14 protein-coding genes are annotated in these 16,373 nt (G+C 39.1%); 11 read left to right on the forward strand and 3 right to left on the reverse strand.

Annotated features, from left to right (window positions below; all coding sequences use genetic code 11):
* The 9 genes from dnaA (at position 1) to VEIT17_RS00045 (ending at position 9,578) form a co-directional block, all read left to right on the forward strand.
* On the forward strand, positions 1-1,578 hold the full coding sequence (dnaA, locus tag VEIT17_RS00005) for a chromosomal replication initiator protein DnaA (RefSeq protein ID WP_178884009.1): 1,578 nt from the start codon (positions 1-3) through the stop codon (positions 1,576-1,578).
* A 326-nt stretch (positions 1,579-1,904) separates the two neighbouring features.
* Positions 1,905-3,017: a DNA polymerase III subunit beta gene (dnaN, locus tag VEIT17_RS00010; protein ID WP_004698016.1), complete on the forward strand. Its 1,113-nt coding sequence runs from the start codon at positions 1,905-1,907 to the stop codon at positions 3,015-3,017.
* A gap of 160 nt (positions 3,018-3,177) precedes the next feature.
* Positions 3,178-3,411: an RNA-binding S4 domain-containing protein gene (locus VEIT17_RS00015; protein WP_119206598.1), complete on the forward strand. Its 234-nt coding sequence runs from the start codon at positions 3,178-3,180 to the stop codon at positions 3,409-3,411.
* 3 nt (positions 3,412-3,414) lie between these two features.
* On the forward strand, positions 3,415-4,515 hold the full coding sequence (gene recF / locus VEIT17_RS00020) for a DNA replication/repair protein RecF (RefSeq protein WP_119209023.1): 1,101 nt from the start codon (positions 3,415-3,417) through the stop codon (positions 4,513-4,515).
* Positions 4,502-5,404 (forward strand): DciA family protein, encoded by a 903-nt coding sequence (locus VEIT17_RS00025; RefSeq protein ID WP_178884011.1) that lies wholly within the window; start codon positions 4,502-4,504, stop codon positions 5,402-5,404. The genes recF and VEIT17_RS00025 overlap by 14 nt, the downstream gene beginning before the upstream one ends.
* A 13-nt stretch (positions 5,405-5,417) precedes the next feature.
* Positions 5,418-5,666 (forward strand): DUF370 domain-containing protein, encoded by a 249-nt coding sequence (locus VEIT17_RS00030; protein ID WP_178884013.1) that lies wholly within the window; start codon positions 5,418-5,420, stop codon positions 5,664-5,666.
* Positions 5,667-5,741: 75 nt separating this feature from the next.
* On the forward strand, positions 5,742-7,643 hold the full coding sequence (gene gyrB / locus VEIT17_RS00035) for a DNA topoisomerase (ATP-hydrolyzing) subunit B (RefSeq protein ID WP_178884015.1): 1,902 nt from the start codon (positions 5,742-5,744) through the stop codon (positions 7,641-7,643).
* Positions 7,644-7,653: 10 nt separating this feature from the next.
* Complete coding sequence (locus tag VEIT17_RS00040) at positions 7,654-9,135, forward strand: amino acid permease (RefSeq protein ID WP_178884017.1); 1,482 nt, start codon at positions 7,654-7,656, stop codon at positions 9,133-9,135.
* A 125-nt stretch (positions 9,136-9,260) separates the two neighbouring features.
* On the forward strand, positions 9,261-9,578 hold the full coding sequence (locus tag VEIT17_RS00045; protein ID WP_178884019.1) for a YbjQ family protein: 318 nt from the start codon (positions 9,261-9,263) through the stop codon (positions 9,576-9,578).
* 377 nt (positions 9,579-9,955) lie between these two features.
* Here VEIT17_RS00045 and VEIT17_RS00050 read toward each other — a convergent pair whose 3' ends face one another.
* Entirely contained in the window at positions 9,956-10,288 is a 333-nt protein-coding gene (locus VEIT17_RS00050) for a winged helix-turn-helix transcriptional regulator (RefSeq protein WP_242013264.1), read from the reverse strand.
* A gap of 137 nt (positions 10,289-10,425) precedes the next feature.
* Between VEIT17_RS00050 and VEIT17_RS00055 the strand changes: the two genes are divergently transcribed.
* Together VEIT17_RS00055 and VEIT17_RS00060 are read left to right on the forward strand one after the other, a co-directional pair.
* On the forward strand, positions 10,426-11,235 hold the full coding sequence (locus tag VEIT17_RS00055) for an amidohydrolase family protein (protein WP_178884021.1): 810 nt from the start codon (positions 10,426-10,428) through the stop codon (positions 11,233-11,235).
* A 169-nt stretch (positions 11,236-11,404) separates the two neighbouring features.
* The gene (locus VEIT17_RS00060; RefSeq protein ID WP_242013299.1) at positions 11,405-11,716 is read left to right on the forward strand and encodes a transposase; all 312 of its coding nucleotides are present in this window, start codon (positions 11,405-11,407) and stop codon (positions 11,714-11,716) included.
* Between the two features lie 443 nt (positions 11,717-12,159).
* Here VEIT17_RS00060 and VEIT17_RS00065 read toward each other — a convergent pair whose 3' ends face one another.
* Together VEIT17_RS00065 and VEIT17_RS00070 are read right to left on the reverse strand one after the other, a co-directional pair.
* On the reverse strand, positions 12,160-15,222 hold the full coding sequence (locus VEIT17_RS00065; protein ID WP_178884023.1) for an efflux RND transporter permease subunit: 3,063 nt from the start codon (positions 15,220-15,222) through the stop codon (positions 12,160-12,162).
* A complete protein-coding gene (locus VEIT17_RS00070) occupies positions 15,219-16,283 on the reverse strand; it encodes an efflux RND transporter periplasmic adaptor subunit (protein ID WP_119209020.1) in 1,065 nt (354 codons plus the stop codon). The genes VEIT17_RS00065 and VEIT17_RS00070 overlap by 4 nt, the downstream gene beginning before the upstream one ends.
* Between the last annotated feature and the right edge of the window lie 90 nt (positions 16,284-16,373).

The following is a 16,373-nucleotide window of genomic DNA, read 5'->3' on the forward strand; positions in this document are numbered from 1 at the left end:
ATGCAATCATTTGATTTGAATAATATATGGGAACATATATTGCAAGAGGCGAAAAAGAACATGCAACATTTGCCTGACGCGTTGTACTTGCGCGTCACGTCATCGTTGATTCCCATGTCTCTCGACAGTCATTCGATCCATATTGGGGTTATGCAAACATTTGTTAAAAACTTAATCGATCAGCAGCCACAGATCAGCAAGGCTTTGCAGGATGCTATTACTACAGTTATCGGTTCCCATCGGGATATGGTGTTATTCGATTTCAATCAAGAGAGTGTAGATACTACCTTTGTTGATGAAAGTCTCATCGATGATGCACCTGTAGTGGCTCCACCGATGCCATTACCGCCTGTGGTAGAGGAAAAAGCTCAACAAGATGAGTTCTATAAACCAATCTATCAAGAGCCTGTCTATATCGACCGCGCACCAGCTCCTGTTAATATTCCAGATGAGCCAATGGTAGCGCCTAGTAAAACAGTTGAAACTACAACACCTACATTACAGTCTGATAATGTACCTGTGGATTTATCCTTATCTAACCTTAATCCAGCGTACCGTTTTGACAACTACGTTACAGGCAACGCCAACCGCATTCCATTTGGGGCGGCTCAAAATGTAGCTGAGTTCCCAGGCGGCGACTATAATCCGCTCTTTATCTATGGTCCATCAGGTCTAGGTAAAACGCATTTGATGCACGCCATCGGCAATGCCATCAAGGAAAATCATCCACACATGAAGGTTATGTCCATTACGAGCGAAAACTTTATGAACATTTTCGTCGAAACATTGCAGCGTAACCAAGGTAAATTATTCCGCAACACATTCCGCAACATCGACGTGCTCATGATTGACGATATTCAGTTCCTTGAAAGTCGTGAAAGTACGAAAACTGAGCTATTTAATACGTTCAATGAGTTATTAAATAACAACAAGCAAATCGTCCTCACCTCTGATACGATGCCAAACGATATGGAGCAGTTCGAAGACCGTCTTCGTTCTCGTTTCCAAGCTGGCTATATTGCTACCATGGAAAATCCAGATTTAGAAACACGCATTGCCATCTTTAGATCTTTGCTGGAACGAGAATATAAGAAAAATCGCGTTATCCGCATCGATAACGACTCCATCAACTATGTGGCATTACAATTTAGCGAAAATGTCCGGGTGTTGCAAGGGGCTTTCACAAAATTAATCGGTACCGCATCCATCGATCAACGTCTCGAATCTATCGACCTAGAATACACTAAACAAGCCTTGGCTGGCCTCGTTCACACCGAAGAGGTGAACATGGTCACTATTGAAAGCATCCAGAATTTTGTAAGTTCTTATTTCAATATTAAAAAGCAAGACTTGCTCGGTAAGAAGCGTAAAGCACAGTTCGCATTCCCACGGCAAATTGCCATGTACCTATGCCGTGATATGATCAATGAAAGTTATCCGCAAATCGCAACAGCCTTCTCTCGTGACCATACGACAATTCTCCATGCGTACGATAAAATCACCAAGGAAATTGAACGAAACGAAGAAACTAAGAACATGATTTCTGAAATTAAACAGAAATTAACAACCTGTGGATAACTCTGTGGATATATTGTGCGTAACTTTGTGGATATCCTAAAAACCGTACTCTGCTGTGAGTATGTGGATAAGTGGTTACAAACTATCAACATAGTTATACACAACCGAGAAATCGCACAGTTAGTAGCGCCAATTCACTTTTACACATATGAACAGGCCCCTACTATTACTACTACTAAAACTAACAAACAATCAAAAAACCAGTAGAAACAGATCTATCGTAGAATATCTATAGAGCATCTACGATAGCAAACATAGAATATTACAAACAAGAGAAGTAGTTATCAGTGCTTCTACACTATATGGAAATCATAAAGGAGTAACATATGCATATTACATTCCCAAAAGCAAATCTCCAAAAAGCAATCAACGTATTGCAAAAGGTATCTCAAAATAAAACAAGTTCCAACTTACCAGGTGCTATCTACATGACAACAAAAAATGGTCAAGTAGAATTGCAAGGTAACGACTTTGAGCTCGGTATTCGTTTAACCATCGATGGTGATATCAAAGAACCTGGCACATTAGTAGTAGGTTCTCGTTATTTCCAAGAGTTAATCCGCAAATTACCTGGCGATACTATCGAACTTTACAAACCAGAAGATGGTAATTCTTTAACAATCACATCTGGTTCTTCCGAATTCAACCTCGTAACATTACATCCAGATGATTTCTCCTTGGTAGAACAAATTCACGACCAAGATCATGTAAACATCGATAGCTTTGCTATGAAAGAACTCATCGATTTAACAAACTACGCAGCTGCAACAGATGAAGACCGCCCTGTATTTACTGGTGCTCTTCTTGAAATTAAAGAAAATGAAGTCACTATGGTTGCTACTGATACACACCGAATGGCTGTTAAGAAAATTACCATTGATGAACCAGCAACTACGCCAATGCGCGCTATCATTCCTACAAAAACTTTGGCTGAAGTATCTCGTTTGTTACCAACAGATAATCCAGCCATGATCAACATCATTTGGAATCGCACACAAATCGTGTTCAACTTTGAATCGATTTACATTATTTCTCGTTTAATTGAAGGCACATATCCTGAATATGAAAAGGTTATTCCTTCCCAATTCGACTCTAGCGCTGTTATTGACCGCCGCGAATTCGCTGGTGCTGTTGACCGCGTATCCTTATTGGCTAAAGACATCAGCTATAACGTAATTCGTTATGATTGGTCTGAAAGCAATGTAACATTGTCTACTCAAAATACTGAAATCGGTATGGCCAAAGAAGACGTAGCTGTTGAATTTAAAGGTACACCATTCACAATCTCCTTCAATGGTCGTTATATCTCTGACATCTTGCGCCACAGCACAGGCGACAACATCCACTTATTCTTAAAACAAAATGGTCCAGTAGTCATTCGCCAAGACAATAATCCGAACTATACATACGTAGTAACACCAGTTCGTACGAATGCATAACTTTTAATACATTAGTCTATTATTTGTTTATTGATAAAAATATCACTATATCGTATATTTCAATGAATTAATATACAACTCTATATTAGGTAATGATGATTAAAAGTCATCGTTACCTAATTCCCATATAGTTATGAATTGTCCACTATAGGAGGACGTTATGAAAGAGCAACAGCAGGTACCCATTCATACGGAGTACATTCAAATTGATCAGTTGTTGAAGTTAGAAGGCATCATCGAAACAGGTGGTCAAATTAAATCCTTTATCGAAGAAGGTATCCTTACTTTGAATGGTCAAGTTGTCACAGAGAAACGCAAGAAATGCCGCGTTGGCGATGTGATTTCTTGCGAAGGTCTCGATGTAGATCTCGTAATTACTCAAGAGGAGGCTTAATCGGTGAGAATTGACTCACTGCAATTATTCCAGTTTCGTAATTACAAGGATGTAACGATTCAATTCAATCCGGAGATTATCGTTTTGCACGGCACCAATGGGGCTGGTAAGACGAATATCCTCGAATCGATTTATGTGGGTACCATTGGTAAAAGCCATCGGACCAACGATACGTCAGATATGCTCATGTTCAATGCTGAGGAAGCAGGTATTGTCGTTAAGTTCGAGAAAAAGGATACACCTCAAAAGGTAAATATTAAGTTATTCCGCCAAGGTCCTAAGGATATTCGGTTAAACGATACAAAAATATCGCAAAAGGAACTGATTGGTACATTAAACACAGTTATCTTCTGTCCAGAAGATTTACAGCTCATTAAAGGAACGCCGTCAGGACGTAGACGTTTTCTCGATATGGAAATCTCTCAGACGAGTGCTACCTATTATCATCAGTTAATGCAGTATAATCGGTTATTACAGCAGCGCAATGCGATCCTTAAAGAATATAGAGGGAAGCAAAACATACCTCTTGAAGAATGGGATTTGCAATTAGCCGATATGGCGAGTTTTATTGTAAAGAAACGGTTAGAAAGCTTGAAGAAAATCAATCTTCTCATCGATTTGATGAACCGTAAATTGACGGGTGGCCTCGAGAATTTGACCATTGGTTATGAACAGCCATATATGGACAATGGATCCTTAGAATTTACAAAGGAAGGCTTTTACGAGCGCATTAAAGCAGCGTTGCCGCAGGATCGTCATCGGATGACCACCAGCGTAGGTCCTCACCGCGATGATTTACGATTCTTTTCCGATGCGATGGATTTAAAGAAATTTGGATCCCAAGGGCAGCAACGAACTGCTGTATTGTCCTTAAAGTTGAGCGAGCTTGAGTTTATTAAGTCCGAGGTTGGGGAATATCCAGTTCTGCTACTAGACGATGTATTGAGCGAACTTGATGAGTCGAGACGAGCGAATTTATTGCAGTTTATTCATAAACGTATTCAAACATTTATTACCACAACAGATATTCATGATTTTAAAGATTTGAAATCGGTTCAATTTATTTCTTGTGAAGGGGGAAAGGTTCAGTATGGACAGCCTTGATCTTTGTTTACCAAAGGCCTTATCAAAACTGAATTTACTGGAACAATATAAATTAAATACCCTCGTTCACAAGTGGCGTGATGTAGTGGGCGATGTCATTGCAGATCATACAAAAATTGTGTCTATCAAGCCTCCAGATATGGTGATTAGTGCAGATAATTCCATGTGGATGCAGGAATTACAGATGCAAAAACGGCGTATCATCGAGGCGATAAACAAATATTACCATCAAGAGGTCATCACAGATATTCGCTTTATTATGAAACGTCAGAGCTATGTGAAAGCTAATACTGATACATCGATTTCACTGCCTGATGAACAGATTATTACAAAACGTATTAATTTTGCAGACATCGTACTTTCAAAAGAAGATGTAGAAGCCATCGATAAATCCTTAGAAAAAACAGATAACGAAGAATTACGAGCCGCTTTCAGAAAAGTACAAATTACGTCTAGAAAGCGGGAAATTTATTTAGAACAGCATGGGTATCATCGTTGTAAGCGATGTGGCATGCATATGGAATCTAAAAAAGAAATCTGTCCGACCTGTGAATATGAATTGCATCGCGCTCATATTAAAGACATTAAGTCTGTTATTAGAAAGTATCCGTACTTTAAATACAGAGACTGTCAGCAATTTATACAGTGTACCTTCCCAGATTTTGCAGAAGCCATGCGGGAATCCATATACTTTTACTTAGATAAAATTTATAAAGGGTCCATTAATCGCCGTCACATGTTTATGGTGGCTATGCTCATCACTCATAAGAAGCCTGATGAGCTAACGGACCAGCACGTTATTAATTTGTGCAACAAATATCGATCAAAGTTCCTTGCAGAAGAGGAACAGCGCAAAATTGATTCATTAAATGGGACATTAGAAAAGTAGAGGAGGGATTCCTATGTACGTTCATATTGGGGATACCGTTTCCGTGCCTATTGAATCTATCATTACTATGGTGCATGCCAAGGGCGGAAAGTCCCATAAAAGTCCTATTCATCACTATAAAACGCTAGAGTATATCGCCATGGTACCAGAGGAGCAGATCAAGACCTATGTGGTCACAGATGATTGCGTTTATGGATCTGGTATTAGTATTAAGACTTTAATGAGACGAATTGATGAGTTTTATAGTATAATAAAGAGATAAGATTTATTCTGTACATGTGTTGTACCAAATTTCAATCCAGTACAGTGTGATAGATTGTTAGGAGGAGTTTGTTTCATGCCTGAAGAAAATTATGGCGCTCAGAATATACAGGTTCTTGAGGGTCTTGACGCGGTACGTAAACGTCCTGGTATGTACATTGGTAGTACGTCCATTCGCGGTTTACATCACCTCGTTTATGAAGTAGTAGATAACTCTGTAGACGAAGCGCTCGCAGGTTACGCTACACATATCGAAGTATCCATTAATGAAGATAACAGCATCACTGTTGTCGATGATGGTCGTGGTATTCCTACAGGGATGCATGAATCCGGTATGTCTGCGGTAGAGTTAGTATTAACGAAATTGCATGCTGGCGGTAAATTCGGCGGTGGCGGCTACAAGGTTTCTGGTGGTCTTCACGGCGTAGGTATTTCTGTAGTAAATGCGTTGAGTGAATGGACTAAGGTTCAAGTAGCTCAAAATGGTATTATTCAAGAGATTACATTCGCTCGTGGTCATAAGACTTCCGAGTTACATGAAATCGGCAAAGCAGAAGGTACTGGTACTACAGTTATCTTCAAGCCAGATGCTGAAATCTTTGAAACTACAGTATTCAACTTTGATACATTGAAAATTCGTTTACAAGAATTGGCATTCCTTAATAAAGGTCTTCGCATTACATTGAGCGATTTGCGCCAAGAGGAACCTCGTGTTGAAAGCTTCCACTACGAAGGTGGTTTAAGTTCTTTCATTGCCTTCTTAAACGAAAATAAAGAAGTAGTAAATCCTACTGTTATCGATATCGAAAATACAAAAGACGACGTAGTAGTAGACGTAGCGTTGCAATATAACGATAGCTACAGCGAAAACTTATTGTCCTTCGTAAATAACATCAATACCATTGACGGTGGTACTCACCTTTCTGGTTTCCGTGCTGCCTTGACTCGTACCCTCAATGATTATGGCCGTAAATCTGGCTTGATCAAGGAAAATGAGTCCAACCTTTCCGGTGAAGACGTACGTGAAGGTTTGACAGCTGTTGTATCTGTAAAAGTATTGGAACCTCAATTTGAAGGCCAAACAAAAACTAAACTTGGCAATAGCGAAGTTAAAGGTATTACAGATGTTATCGTATCTGAAGGTCTTAGAACATTCTTCGAAGAACATCCTCAAGATGCGAAGAAAATCATCGAAAAAGCAACAATGGCAAGCCGTGCTCGTGAGGCCGCTCGTAAAGCCCGCGACTTAACTCGCCGTAAAAATGCGTTGGAAGTATCTAGCCTTCCTGGTAAATTGGCAGATTGCTCTGAAAAAGATACATCTATGACTGAAATTTATCTAGTCGAAGGTGACTCTGCGGGCGGTTCTGCAAAACAAGGTCGTGACCGTCGTTACCAAGCGATTTTGCCATTGCGTGGTAAAATCCTTAACGTAGAAAAAGCGCGCCTTGATAAGATTTTAGCGAATAACGAAATTCGTTCCATGATTACTGCTTTCGGTACTGGCATTGGTGAAGAATTCGATATTACTAAATCTCGTTATAACAAGATTATTATCATGACAGATGCGGACGTTGATGGTGCTCATATCCGTACCTTGTTATTAACATTCTTCTACCGTTATATGAAACCATTGGTAGAGGAAGGTCATATCTACATTGCTCAACCACCTTTGTACCAAATCAAGAAGGGCAAGTCCCACTGGTATGTATACTCTGATGCAGAGCTTACAGCTAAACTTGATGAAGTAGGCCGCGATGGTATTACAATCCAACGTTACAAAGGTTTAGGTGAAATGAATCCTGAACAATTATGGGAAACTACAATGAACCCTGAAAATCGTACGATTTTACAAGTTAGCTTAGAGGATTCTATCGAAGCTGATAAAATCTTTACTGTTCTCATGGGCGATAAAGTAGAACCTCGTCGTAAATTTATTGAAGATAACGCAAAATACGTGCGTAATCTAGATTTGTAAGAGGTGACCCATGGCTGAAAATCAAAATAATAACGTAGAGTTTACCTCTAATAAAGATCAACATTTAAAACGTTCCCTAAAGGCGCGTCATATGAATATGATCGCTTTAGGTGGCGCTATCGGTACCGGCTTATTCGTAGCTGGTGGTGAAGTGGTAAGTACAGCGGGCCCTGGTGGTGCGCTTGTAGCTTACGGCCTCATTGGTATCATGGTGTACTTCCTCATGACATCTCTTGGGGAAATGGCTACGTACTTGCCGATTCCAGGTTCCTTCGGGACCTATGCAAAACGCTATGTAGATCCTGCCTTTGGTTTTGCCTTAGGTTGGAACTATTGGTTTAACTGGGCTATTACCTTGGCTGCTGAAGTATTAGCAGGGGCACTCATCATGAAATATTGGTTCCCAGATGTGCCTGCTATTGTATGGTCTGCTTTGTTCTTGCTCGTTTTATTCGGCTTGAACTATTTATCGACTCGTTCCTTTGGTGAAAGTGAATATGTATTCTCTAGCATCAAGGTTATTACCGTATTCGTATTCCTGTTCTGTGGCTTTATGCTTATCTTTGGTCTTGGTGGTACATCTCCAGGCTTTACGAACTGGACAGTAGGGGAAGCACCATTCGTAGGTGGTTGGGAATCTATTCTTGCTATCTTCATGGTGGCTGGTTTCTCATTCCAAGGTACTGAGCTTATCGGTGTAGCCGCTGGTGAAGCAGAAAATCCAGAAAAGAATGTGCCAAAGGCGATTAATTCTATTTTCTGGCGTATATTATTGTTCTATATTGGTGCTTTCATAGTTATCGGTTTCTTAATTCCTTATACTGATCCAAATTTATTGAATTCTAGTGTAGAGAATGTATCTATTTCTCCATTTACACTCGTATTTGACCGATTTGGTTTTGCTTTTGCTGCTAGCTTTATCAATGCTATCATTTTAACGGCAGTACTTAGTGCTGGTAACTCAGGTCTTTATTCTTCTACTCGTATGCTATATGCACTTGCTAAAGAAGGGCAAGCACCAAAAATCTTTGCTAAGCTTAATAAACATGGTGTTCCAGTGCCAGCGTTAATTTTAACTACAGCAATCGGTTTATTTGCATTCCTTACAAGCTTTATCGGCGAAGGTACTGCATATACTTGGATTGTTAATATTTCTGGTCTTTGCGGTTTTATAGCATGGGTTGGTATCGCTGTTTCTCACTATCGCTTCCGTCGTGCCTTCATTGCACAAGGTAGAGATCTTAAAGAATTACCTTACAAAGCGTGGTTGTTCCCAATTGGCCCAATCTTGGCGTTCATTCTTTGCATCATCATCATTGCTGGTCAAAACTATTCCGCTTTCACAGGCGATACAATCGACTGGTATGGCGTATCCGTTGCGTACATCGGATTGCCAATCTTCTTCGCAGTATACTTAGGTTACAAATACATCAAGAAAACAAAACTTGTTCCATTGAAAGAGGTTAACCTAGACCGCGATTTTGATCGATAAAAACATATAATTAGACCTGTTCATTATGAATGTAGTGAATAGGTCTTTTTTTTTGATTGTATTTCTGTGAAAGCCTTGCTATAATAAATCAAAATATATTGTAGTCAATTAGAAAGGATACAATTATGATTATTACTACAACTATGCATATTGAAAATAAACCAGTTCAAGAGTATAAAGGTATCGTATTTGGTGAGGTCGTAGAAGGCCGTAACTTTGTGAAAGACTTTATGTCTGGCATTCGCGACATCGTTGGTGGCCGTAGTGGCAGCTATGAAAATTCTTTGATGAGTGCGCGCCAAGCAGCCCTTGATGAAATGTCTCAACGGGCTTCTAAAATGGGTGCTAATGCTGTTATCGGTGTATCCTTCCAATACAGTACAGTAGGTGCAGAAAATGGCATGCTCATGGTCACATGCAATGGTACAGCTGTTGTAGTGTAATAAGAATTGATAGATGGGACCACTTGTTTCATTCCACCGGCCGGGTCTGACTACGCCCTTTGGGCTCCGCAGAGCCAAAGTCATGAAACAAGTGGCCCCATCTATTTTCTATAAAATACAATCGGACTAAGGAGAAAAGGCCCATATATCACTTAGTCCTGAACGTAAGATTTCATGAAATGAAATCCAAAGTAAAGGTAAAGTCGCATAGAAGTCATGCTCAGCTTTTCTTATTAAATACAACAGCCCCTTTTTATGTATCTTTCTATATATCATTCTTGGTTATCATATAAAACTATTTATTTAAACTTTACAAAGCATAAAAGTTGAGATGCTAAATAATATCAAGAATTAATAATTATGAAAAAAGCCGCCTATTAAAGTCGGCTTTTTTTGTATGTCTTCCCCCAATTACATAATTCGGTCATAAGTGGAATCAGTGTTTTACCTGTATCTGTCATAGAATATTTAACTCTAATTGGCGATTCATCATATACAATTCTAGATACAATACCTGCTTCTTCTAGTGTACGTAATTGAGCCGTCAACACTTTTGTCGTTATATCTCCTAATAATCGTTGTAATTGATTAAAGTGAATTGACTCTCCCTTTAGTAAATAATACAGTATTTTTAACCTCCACTTACCGCTTAATAGATTTAAAGCAATCTCCATAGGACATTCTTGATTAATAGAATCTACTTTCGACAAAATACTACCTTCTTTCACACCTACTATACTAAAGGATACGTGGTATAGAAAAAGTGCCTTCTTGTTATATATCATAATAAAGCGTACAGTTATTACTATAATATATTTAGCAGTAAAATAATAGGAGATGAATAACAATGGTTATAGATAGTCACGAACACGTAATATTGCCAACCGAAAATCAAATAGAGTTGATGGATCAATCAAAAATTGATAAAGCTATTCTATTTACTACAACTCCTCATCCCGAACAGTCTCATTCTTTACAGGAATTAAAACAACAAATTTCTATGCTAAGTTCCGTGTTAAATGGAGATATAAATGCGAAAGAAAAGAAAAGACTATATGAAAATAATATAAAAGATTTAACCACAGCAATGAAATATTACCCTGATAGATTTCTAGGTTTTGGAAATATACCATTAGGTATGACACCATTCGATATAGAATTATGGATTGACAAACAAATATGTAGAAATCACTTAATGGGGCTTGGAGAATTTACACCTAGTACTATTGCTCAAATACAACAAATAGGGGACATTATGAAAATAGTATGCTCCAATAGAATATATCCCCTCTGGATACATACATTTCTACCAGTAACAAAAGAAATGATATTTTCACTTGTAGATTTATGTAAAAAATTCCCTACAGTGCCAATCATTTTTGGTCATTTAGGTGGTACTAATTGGATGGAATTAATTGAATTAGCAAAAACAGTACCTAATATATATTTAGATTTATCAGCACAATTTACATCTATAGCAACAAAAATGGCATTATTAGAACTGCCTGAAAGATGCTTATTTAGTTCTGATGCACCATATGGTGACCCCTTTCTCTATCGACAAATGATAGAATATCTAAGTCCATCAAAGACAATCACAAATCTAGTATTAGGAGAAAATATTATGGAATTGCTTACCAAATTAAATCTACTGTAATATGTCTGTTTGATTAAATTAATTCCTATGTTATTTTTTATGGTTTCCCAGTGAATATCGTTTTACTCGTGCATTTGCTATATCGATATTTGTAGAATACTGTGCAGTCCAGTACGGTCCTATCAATCCTCGCTGTGGTCTTCGTAAAGAATGCCAGCCATATGCCAAAATATGGAATGCATCTAATCCTAAACAAATTGAAACGAATCCAGCATATGATGCATTATTGGCAGCTAACCAAAAGCGATTAATAAGTGCCGAAGGCATACAATTACGGACTAATCGTTCCATACAAATGGAAGGTACCTTCGGTGTACTTAAAGGGGACTTTCAATTTAAACGATTTAACCATCACCGTAAAGATAATGTTCATAAAATACTCTATATTCTAGCAATGGGATTTAATCTTGCAAAATTACATAACAGAATACAATCTGGCCGAATTAACAAGATCTTATTCGAGATAAAAGAAGTAGCTTAAATCCAAAAAATTTTAATCTGATTAGGACTTATTTAAGTGCACTTAAAAATGAAAAATACCAAGAGCTTTAAAGAACGTATTACTTTAAAAGCCTTGGTATTTTCTATATTTTAAAAAGACTGCAACTAAAATGCGGTTTCACCGCATTCTGTTACAGCTCCTTTGGTATGTAATAAATGGGCTCTTAAAAAATAGAATAGGCGTGTACTAATTTAAAAAAGGTATGTATAGTACTCATAAAAAATAGAATAGGCCTGTTCTATTTTAAAATAGGGATATGTATGTAAGGTAATAAAAAACAGCAGGGCTGCCACCCTGCTGTTTTTTATTTGTTGCGTGAATACATTGCAACTTATTTAATTCCCTTGTCAAAGTTATATTAACATTATCAGAATTAGTAGTCAATCAATTATTAGATTATAATAGATATCTATTTATATTATTTATTTAACCTTATACCATGTTGCATACATGACTGGTAATACGATAAGTGTTAGAACTGTTGCCACTAGTAAGCCGCCGCTAAAGGCGATGGCAAGTGGGCTCCAGAATACAGATCCCATAAGAGGAATCATGCCTAAAATCGCTGCGATAGCGGTGAGCATGATAGGACGGAAACGAAGTGTAGCGGAGTTGATAATCGCTTCAAGTGGTTTTTGTCCTTCTGCTTTGTGGATTTCAATTTGGTCTAACAAGATAATGGAGTTACGGATAATCATACCCGAAAGGGCGATGATACCTAGAATAGCCATAAAACCTAATGGTGTTCTCGTAATATTAAGGGCTAATACGACACCGATTAATCCGAGAGGCGCTGTGAGCAAAGCCATAATCATGAGAGGAATACGCTTTAATTGGAACATGAGGATTGTCATGATCACAAAGAGCATAATTGGCATTGGTTTTACTAGATTTTGTACGGCTGTTACGCTCTTTTCAGCAGCCCCATCAAGTTCAATGGTATAGCCTGTAGGCAAGGAATCGCGAATGTCTTGTAAGGATTTATAAACCTCTTTTGTTTTCGCATTGCCTAAAACACCGGCTTTTACATTGGCGTGAATGCTGATCGTTGGCATCATATTTCGGTGCCAAATAATACCATCCTCTTGGGTCATGGTGATGGTTGCAATTTGGCTAAGCGGTACATAGGAACCATTGCCTGTTTGAATAGGTAAGGAGGACAGAGCACTTAAGTTGTGTTGTTCGTTATCTCCTAAACGGAATGTCACAGGAATTGTTTGGTTACCTTCGTAGTATTCACCAGATTTTGTACCCGACAATAGACTTTGTAAGTGTAAGGATACGGCATAGCTATCGATACCGAGTAGGCGAGCCTTGTTAGGATCGATATGAACATTAGCTACTGGTTCCGTATCTGGCCAGTCAAAGGCTATGTTATGCAAATCCTTATCGCCTTGCATCTTGCCTTTCACTTGGTTGGCAATGTCTTTTACCACCTTTTGATCAGGTCCAGATACGCGGAGCATCACTGGATATTTAGATGGTGGCCCAATTTGTACAAATTGAGCATTTACGAGGGCTGAAGGAAATTCTTCATTTAAATAAGAAGTTAATTCACCATAGAGTTTATCTCGATCCTCTAAGGATTTTGTAACGATAACGTACTGCAAGAAGTTATTTCGTTGCAACTCAGGTTCCAAGGTGAGAACGAAACGCGGAGAACCTTGTCCTATATAGGATGTAAAGGTCGAAATGTGTTCGTTACCTTGTAAATGTTCATCGATGATTTTTGCCTGATTTGCAGTGTATTCAATAGATGAACTTTGAGGAAATTGCATGGATACGATGATTTCATTACGCGTTGATGATGGGAAAAATTCCTGCTTAATCAATGGTAGTGAAAGTAGGGATAATACAAAGGCACCTAAGGTGATGAGTAATACTACCTTATGATGTCCTAAAGCCCAATGTAACAGTCTTTCAAATTTATCATAGAATGTAACATTGAGATTGTGCATGATATGGTCTCGTTTGGTCCATTCGGATTCAGGTTTTGGAGCCTTGTTTTCTATGATTTTATAGCCGAGAACAGGGCTGACGAGAACAGAGGCGAACCAAGATAGGATGAGAGCCATAAATACAACGATGGATAGAGATTTTGTAAACTCTGCTACCATACCTTGCGCTAATGCTAATGGCAAGAATCCAGCGCAAGTAATAAGCGTACCAGATAGCATAGGGAATGCTGTTGATTGGTAAGCGAAGGTAGCAGATCTAAAGTGACCCCAACCTTCTTCGAGCTTAACGCTCATCATTTCTACTACGATGATGGCATCATCTACGAGAAGGCCTAGTGACAAGATAAGAGCACCAAGGCTAACCTTGTGCAAATAGATTCCGCTTTCATACATCAAAATGAAGGTCGTAGACACAACAACTGGAATCGTGAGTGCTACAACAACGCCTGTACGTAAGCCAAGAGATGCAAAGCTTACGAGTAATACGATGGCGATGGCTTCAAATAGAGATTGAGAGAAATCGCCAATGGATTCCTTAACAATATGTGGCTGATTTGATACTTGATCGAGTTCAAGGCCTGCAGGAATAGTTTTCTTCAATTCTGCTAGCTTTTTATCGATAGCTTCACCAAATTCCACATTATTGCCACCTGCATCCATGGAGATGGCAATACCTATAGCTGGCTTGCCTTCATAGTAGAATTGAGGATCACTAGGATCTTGGTATGTCATGGTCACATCAGCCATGTCGCCAAGGCGCAAGGTTTGATTATTGATGCGAATTGGCATATCTTGTACGGCTTGTGGACTATCGAATAGGCCGTTCACGCGGAGATACACATTATTCGTATCCGTCGTAATCATACCAGCTGGAACCATCATACTTTGCTGTTTAATAGCCGTTAAAAGCTGTTGAGTACTGATTTTATAGGATGCTAGTTTATCCTTATTAATCGTTACATTAAGGGTTTGTTGTTGCACCCCAATGAGGCTGATTTTTTTTACATTTGGAACAGATAACAACTGACGTTTTAAGTCTTCTGCTTGTTGACGCTTTTCTTCGTACGAGAATTCATCGCCGCTAATGGCGTAGATAATGCCGTATACATCATCGAATCTATCGTTGATGGTAGGGCCTTGAACGCCTTGCGGCAGTGATTTCCATTCGTCGTTAATCATGTTCCGCGCTTCTTCCCAAGCGGGACGGATTTTATCAGATGGTAGGTTTTCTTTCAGATTAATATAAATAACTGATTTGCTGCCATCTGTGAAAGATTTTGTATAATCCACGCCCGGAAGATCGCGCAGTTTTTCTTCTAATTTGTCCGTTACTTGATCCGACATTTCTTGTGGGGAAGCCCCCGGCCAAGCAACGCCGACCACCATGGTGCGCATCGTAAAGTCTGGGTCTTCCATACGGCCCATGTGGTTATATGAGAAGATGCCAAAGGTGAGTAGCACAGCCATGAAGTAGTAGATAATGGACTTGTGTTTGAGGGCCCATTCGGCTAAGTTAAATTGTTTCATTGACTAACCGCCGTCCCTTCTTGTAATTGTTGAGTACCTGCGGTGATGACAATGTCGCCCTTAGCCAAACCAGATGTAACGATGACGGAGTTTTTACCGAACTCACCAGTCTTAATAGGAACGAGATGAGCCTTCTTATCTCGGATAATATACACTGCATTATTGCCATTAGAATCTTTCACAAGAGCCGTCAATGGAATAGAAATATTGGTGCTATCTGTGGTAGATAGATTAGCATTGACCGTCATGCCTAGTTGTACCTCTTTTGGAGGATTTTGTAAGGTAATTTTTACGGTATACGTTCTCGCTACAGGGTCAGGAACTGGTGAAATTTCTCGCACCACACCTTGTACAGTTACATCTGGTAGAGCCCAGAATGTAATATTGGCAGGGCTGCCCACATGAACCTTGGTCATTTCTTGTTCGGGAAGGGCAATGACTGCTTCTGGGTCGTGACCGGCCGCTAAGGTGCCAACGCTTTGACCGGCTGCTACGACTTGGCCTGCTTCAATATTGAAAGCAGTAATAATACCTGTATCAGGAGCCGTTAAATTGGTATAGCTATTTTGATTGCTACTCAAGTTGAGGCTGGCCTGTGCTTGTTGTAATTGAGCAGATGTGGCATTCAATTGGTTTTCTGCTTGATCTAATTGCAACTTACTAATCGCTTGTTGAGCATAGAGCTCGCGATATCGTTTCGCATTGGTTTCTGCTAATTCATAGGCAGATTGAGCAGCTTTCACAGCACCCTCAGCATTTTGTACTTGAGCTGATGTATCTGAACCATTAATTTGAGCAATTACTTGGCCTGCTTGTACAGTATCACCGACATTGACAAATTTGTTTATGACGCGACCCCCAATTTGAAAGGCTAAGTTTGTTTCTGTTTTATTATGGATAGTGCCTGCATAGCCAGCACTAGTAGTACCAGATTCTTCACCGATGGTGATGGTGCGCACCTTGAGGCTAGTATCCTCAGATTGCTTTTCAGATCCACAACCACTGATTATAGCGGTCCCTATTAAGAGGGCTCCTATGGTTGCTATGACTTTTTGATTCATAGAATCTCTCCTTTATACCACACATAAGCCCTATGATACACAACTACATATAGGTAGCATTCATAGGACTATATATTTTATGAGAATATA

It is taken from the genome of Veillonella nakazawae (genome assembly GCF_013393365.1).
Taxonomy (GTDB): Bacteria; Bacillota; Negativicutes; order Veillonellales; family Veillonellaceae; genus Veillonella; species Veillonella nakazawae.

Coding starts and splice junctions, on each gene's coding strand:
- dnaA (WP_178884009.1), top strand. CDS start 1: ATGCAATCATTTGATTTGAATAATATATGGGAACATATATTGCAAGAG.
- dnaN (WP_004698016.1), top strand. CDS start 1,905: ATGCATATTACATTCCCAAAAGCAAATCTCCAAAAAGCAATCAACGTA.
- VEIT17_RS00015 (WP_119206598.1), top strand. CDS start 3,178: ATGAAAGAGCAACAGCAGGTACCCATTCATACGGAGTACATTCAAATT.
- VEIT17_RS00025 (WP_178884011.1), top strand. CDS start 4,502: ATGGACAGCCTTGATCTTTGTTTACCAAAGGCCTTATCAAAACTGAAT.
- VEIT17_RS00030 (WP_178884013.1), top strand. CDS start 5,418: ATGTACGTTCATATTGGGGATACCGTTTCCGTGCCTATTGAATCTATC.
- gyrB (WP_178884015.1), top strand. CDS start 5,742: ATGCCTGAAGAAAATTATGGCGCTCAGAATATACAGGTTCTTGAGGGT.
- VEIT17_RS00040 (WP_178884017.1), top strand. CDS start 7,654: ATGGCTGAAAATCAAAATAATAACGTAGAGTTTACCTCTAATAAAGAT.
- VEIT17_RS00045 (WP_178884019.1), top strand. CDS start 9,261: ATGATTATTACTACAACTATGCATATTGAAAATAAACCAGTTCAAGAG.
- VEIT17_RS00055 (WP_178884021.1), top strand. CDS start 10,426: ATGGTTATAGATAGTCACGAACACGTAATATTGCCAACCGAAAATCAA.
- VEIT17_RS00065 (WP_178884023.1), bottom strand. CDS start 15,222: ATGAAACAATTTAACTTAGCCGAATGGGCCCTCAAACACAAGTCCATT.
- VEIT17_RS00070 (WP_119209020.1), bottom strand. CDS start 16,283: ATGAATCAAAAAGTCATAGCAACCATAGGAGCCCTCTTAATAGGGACC.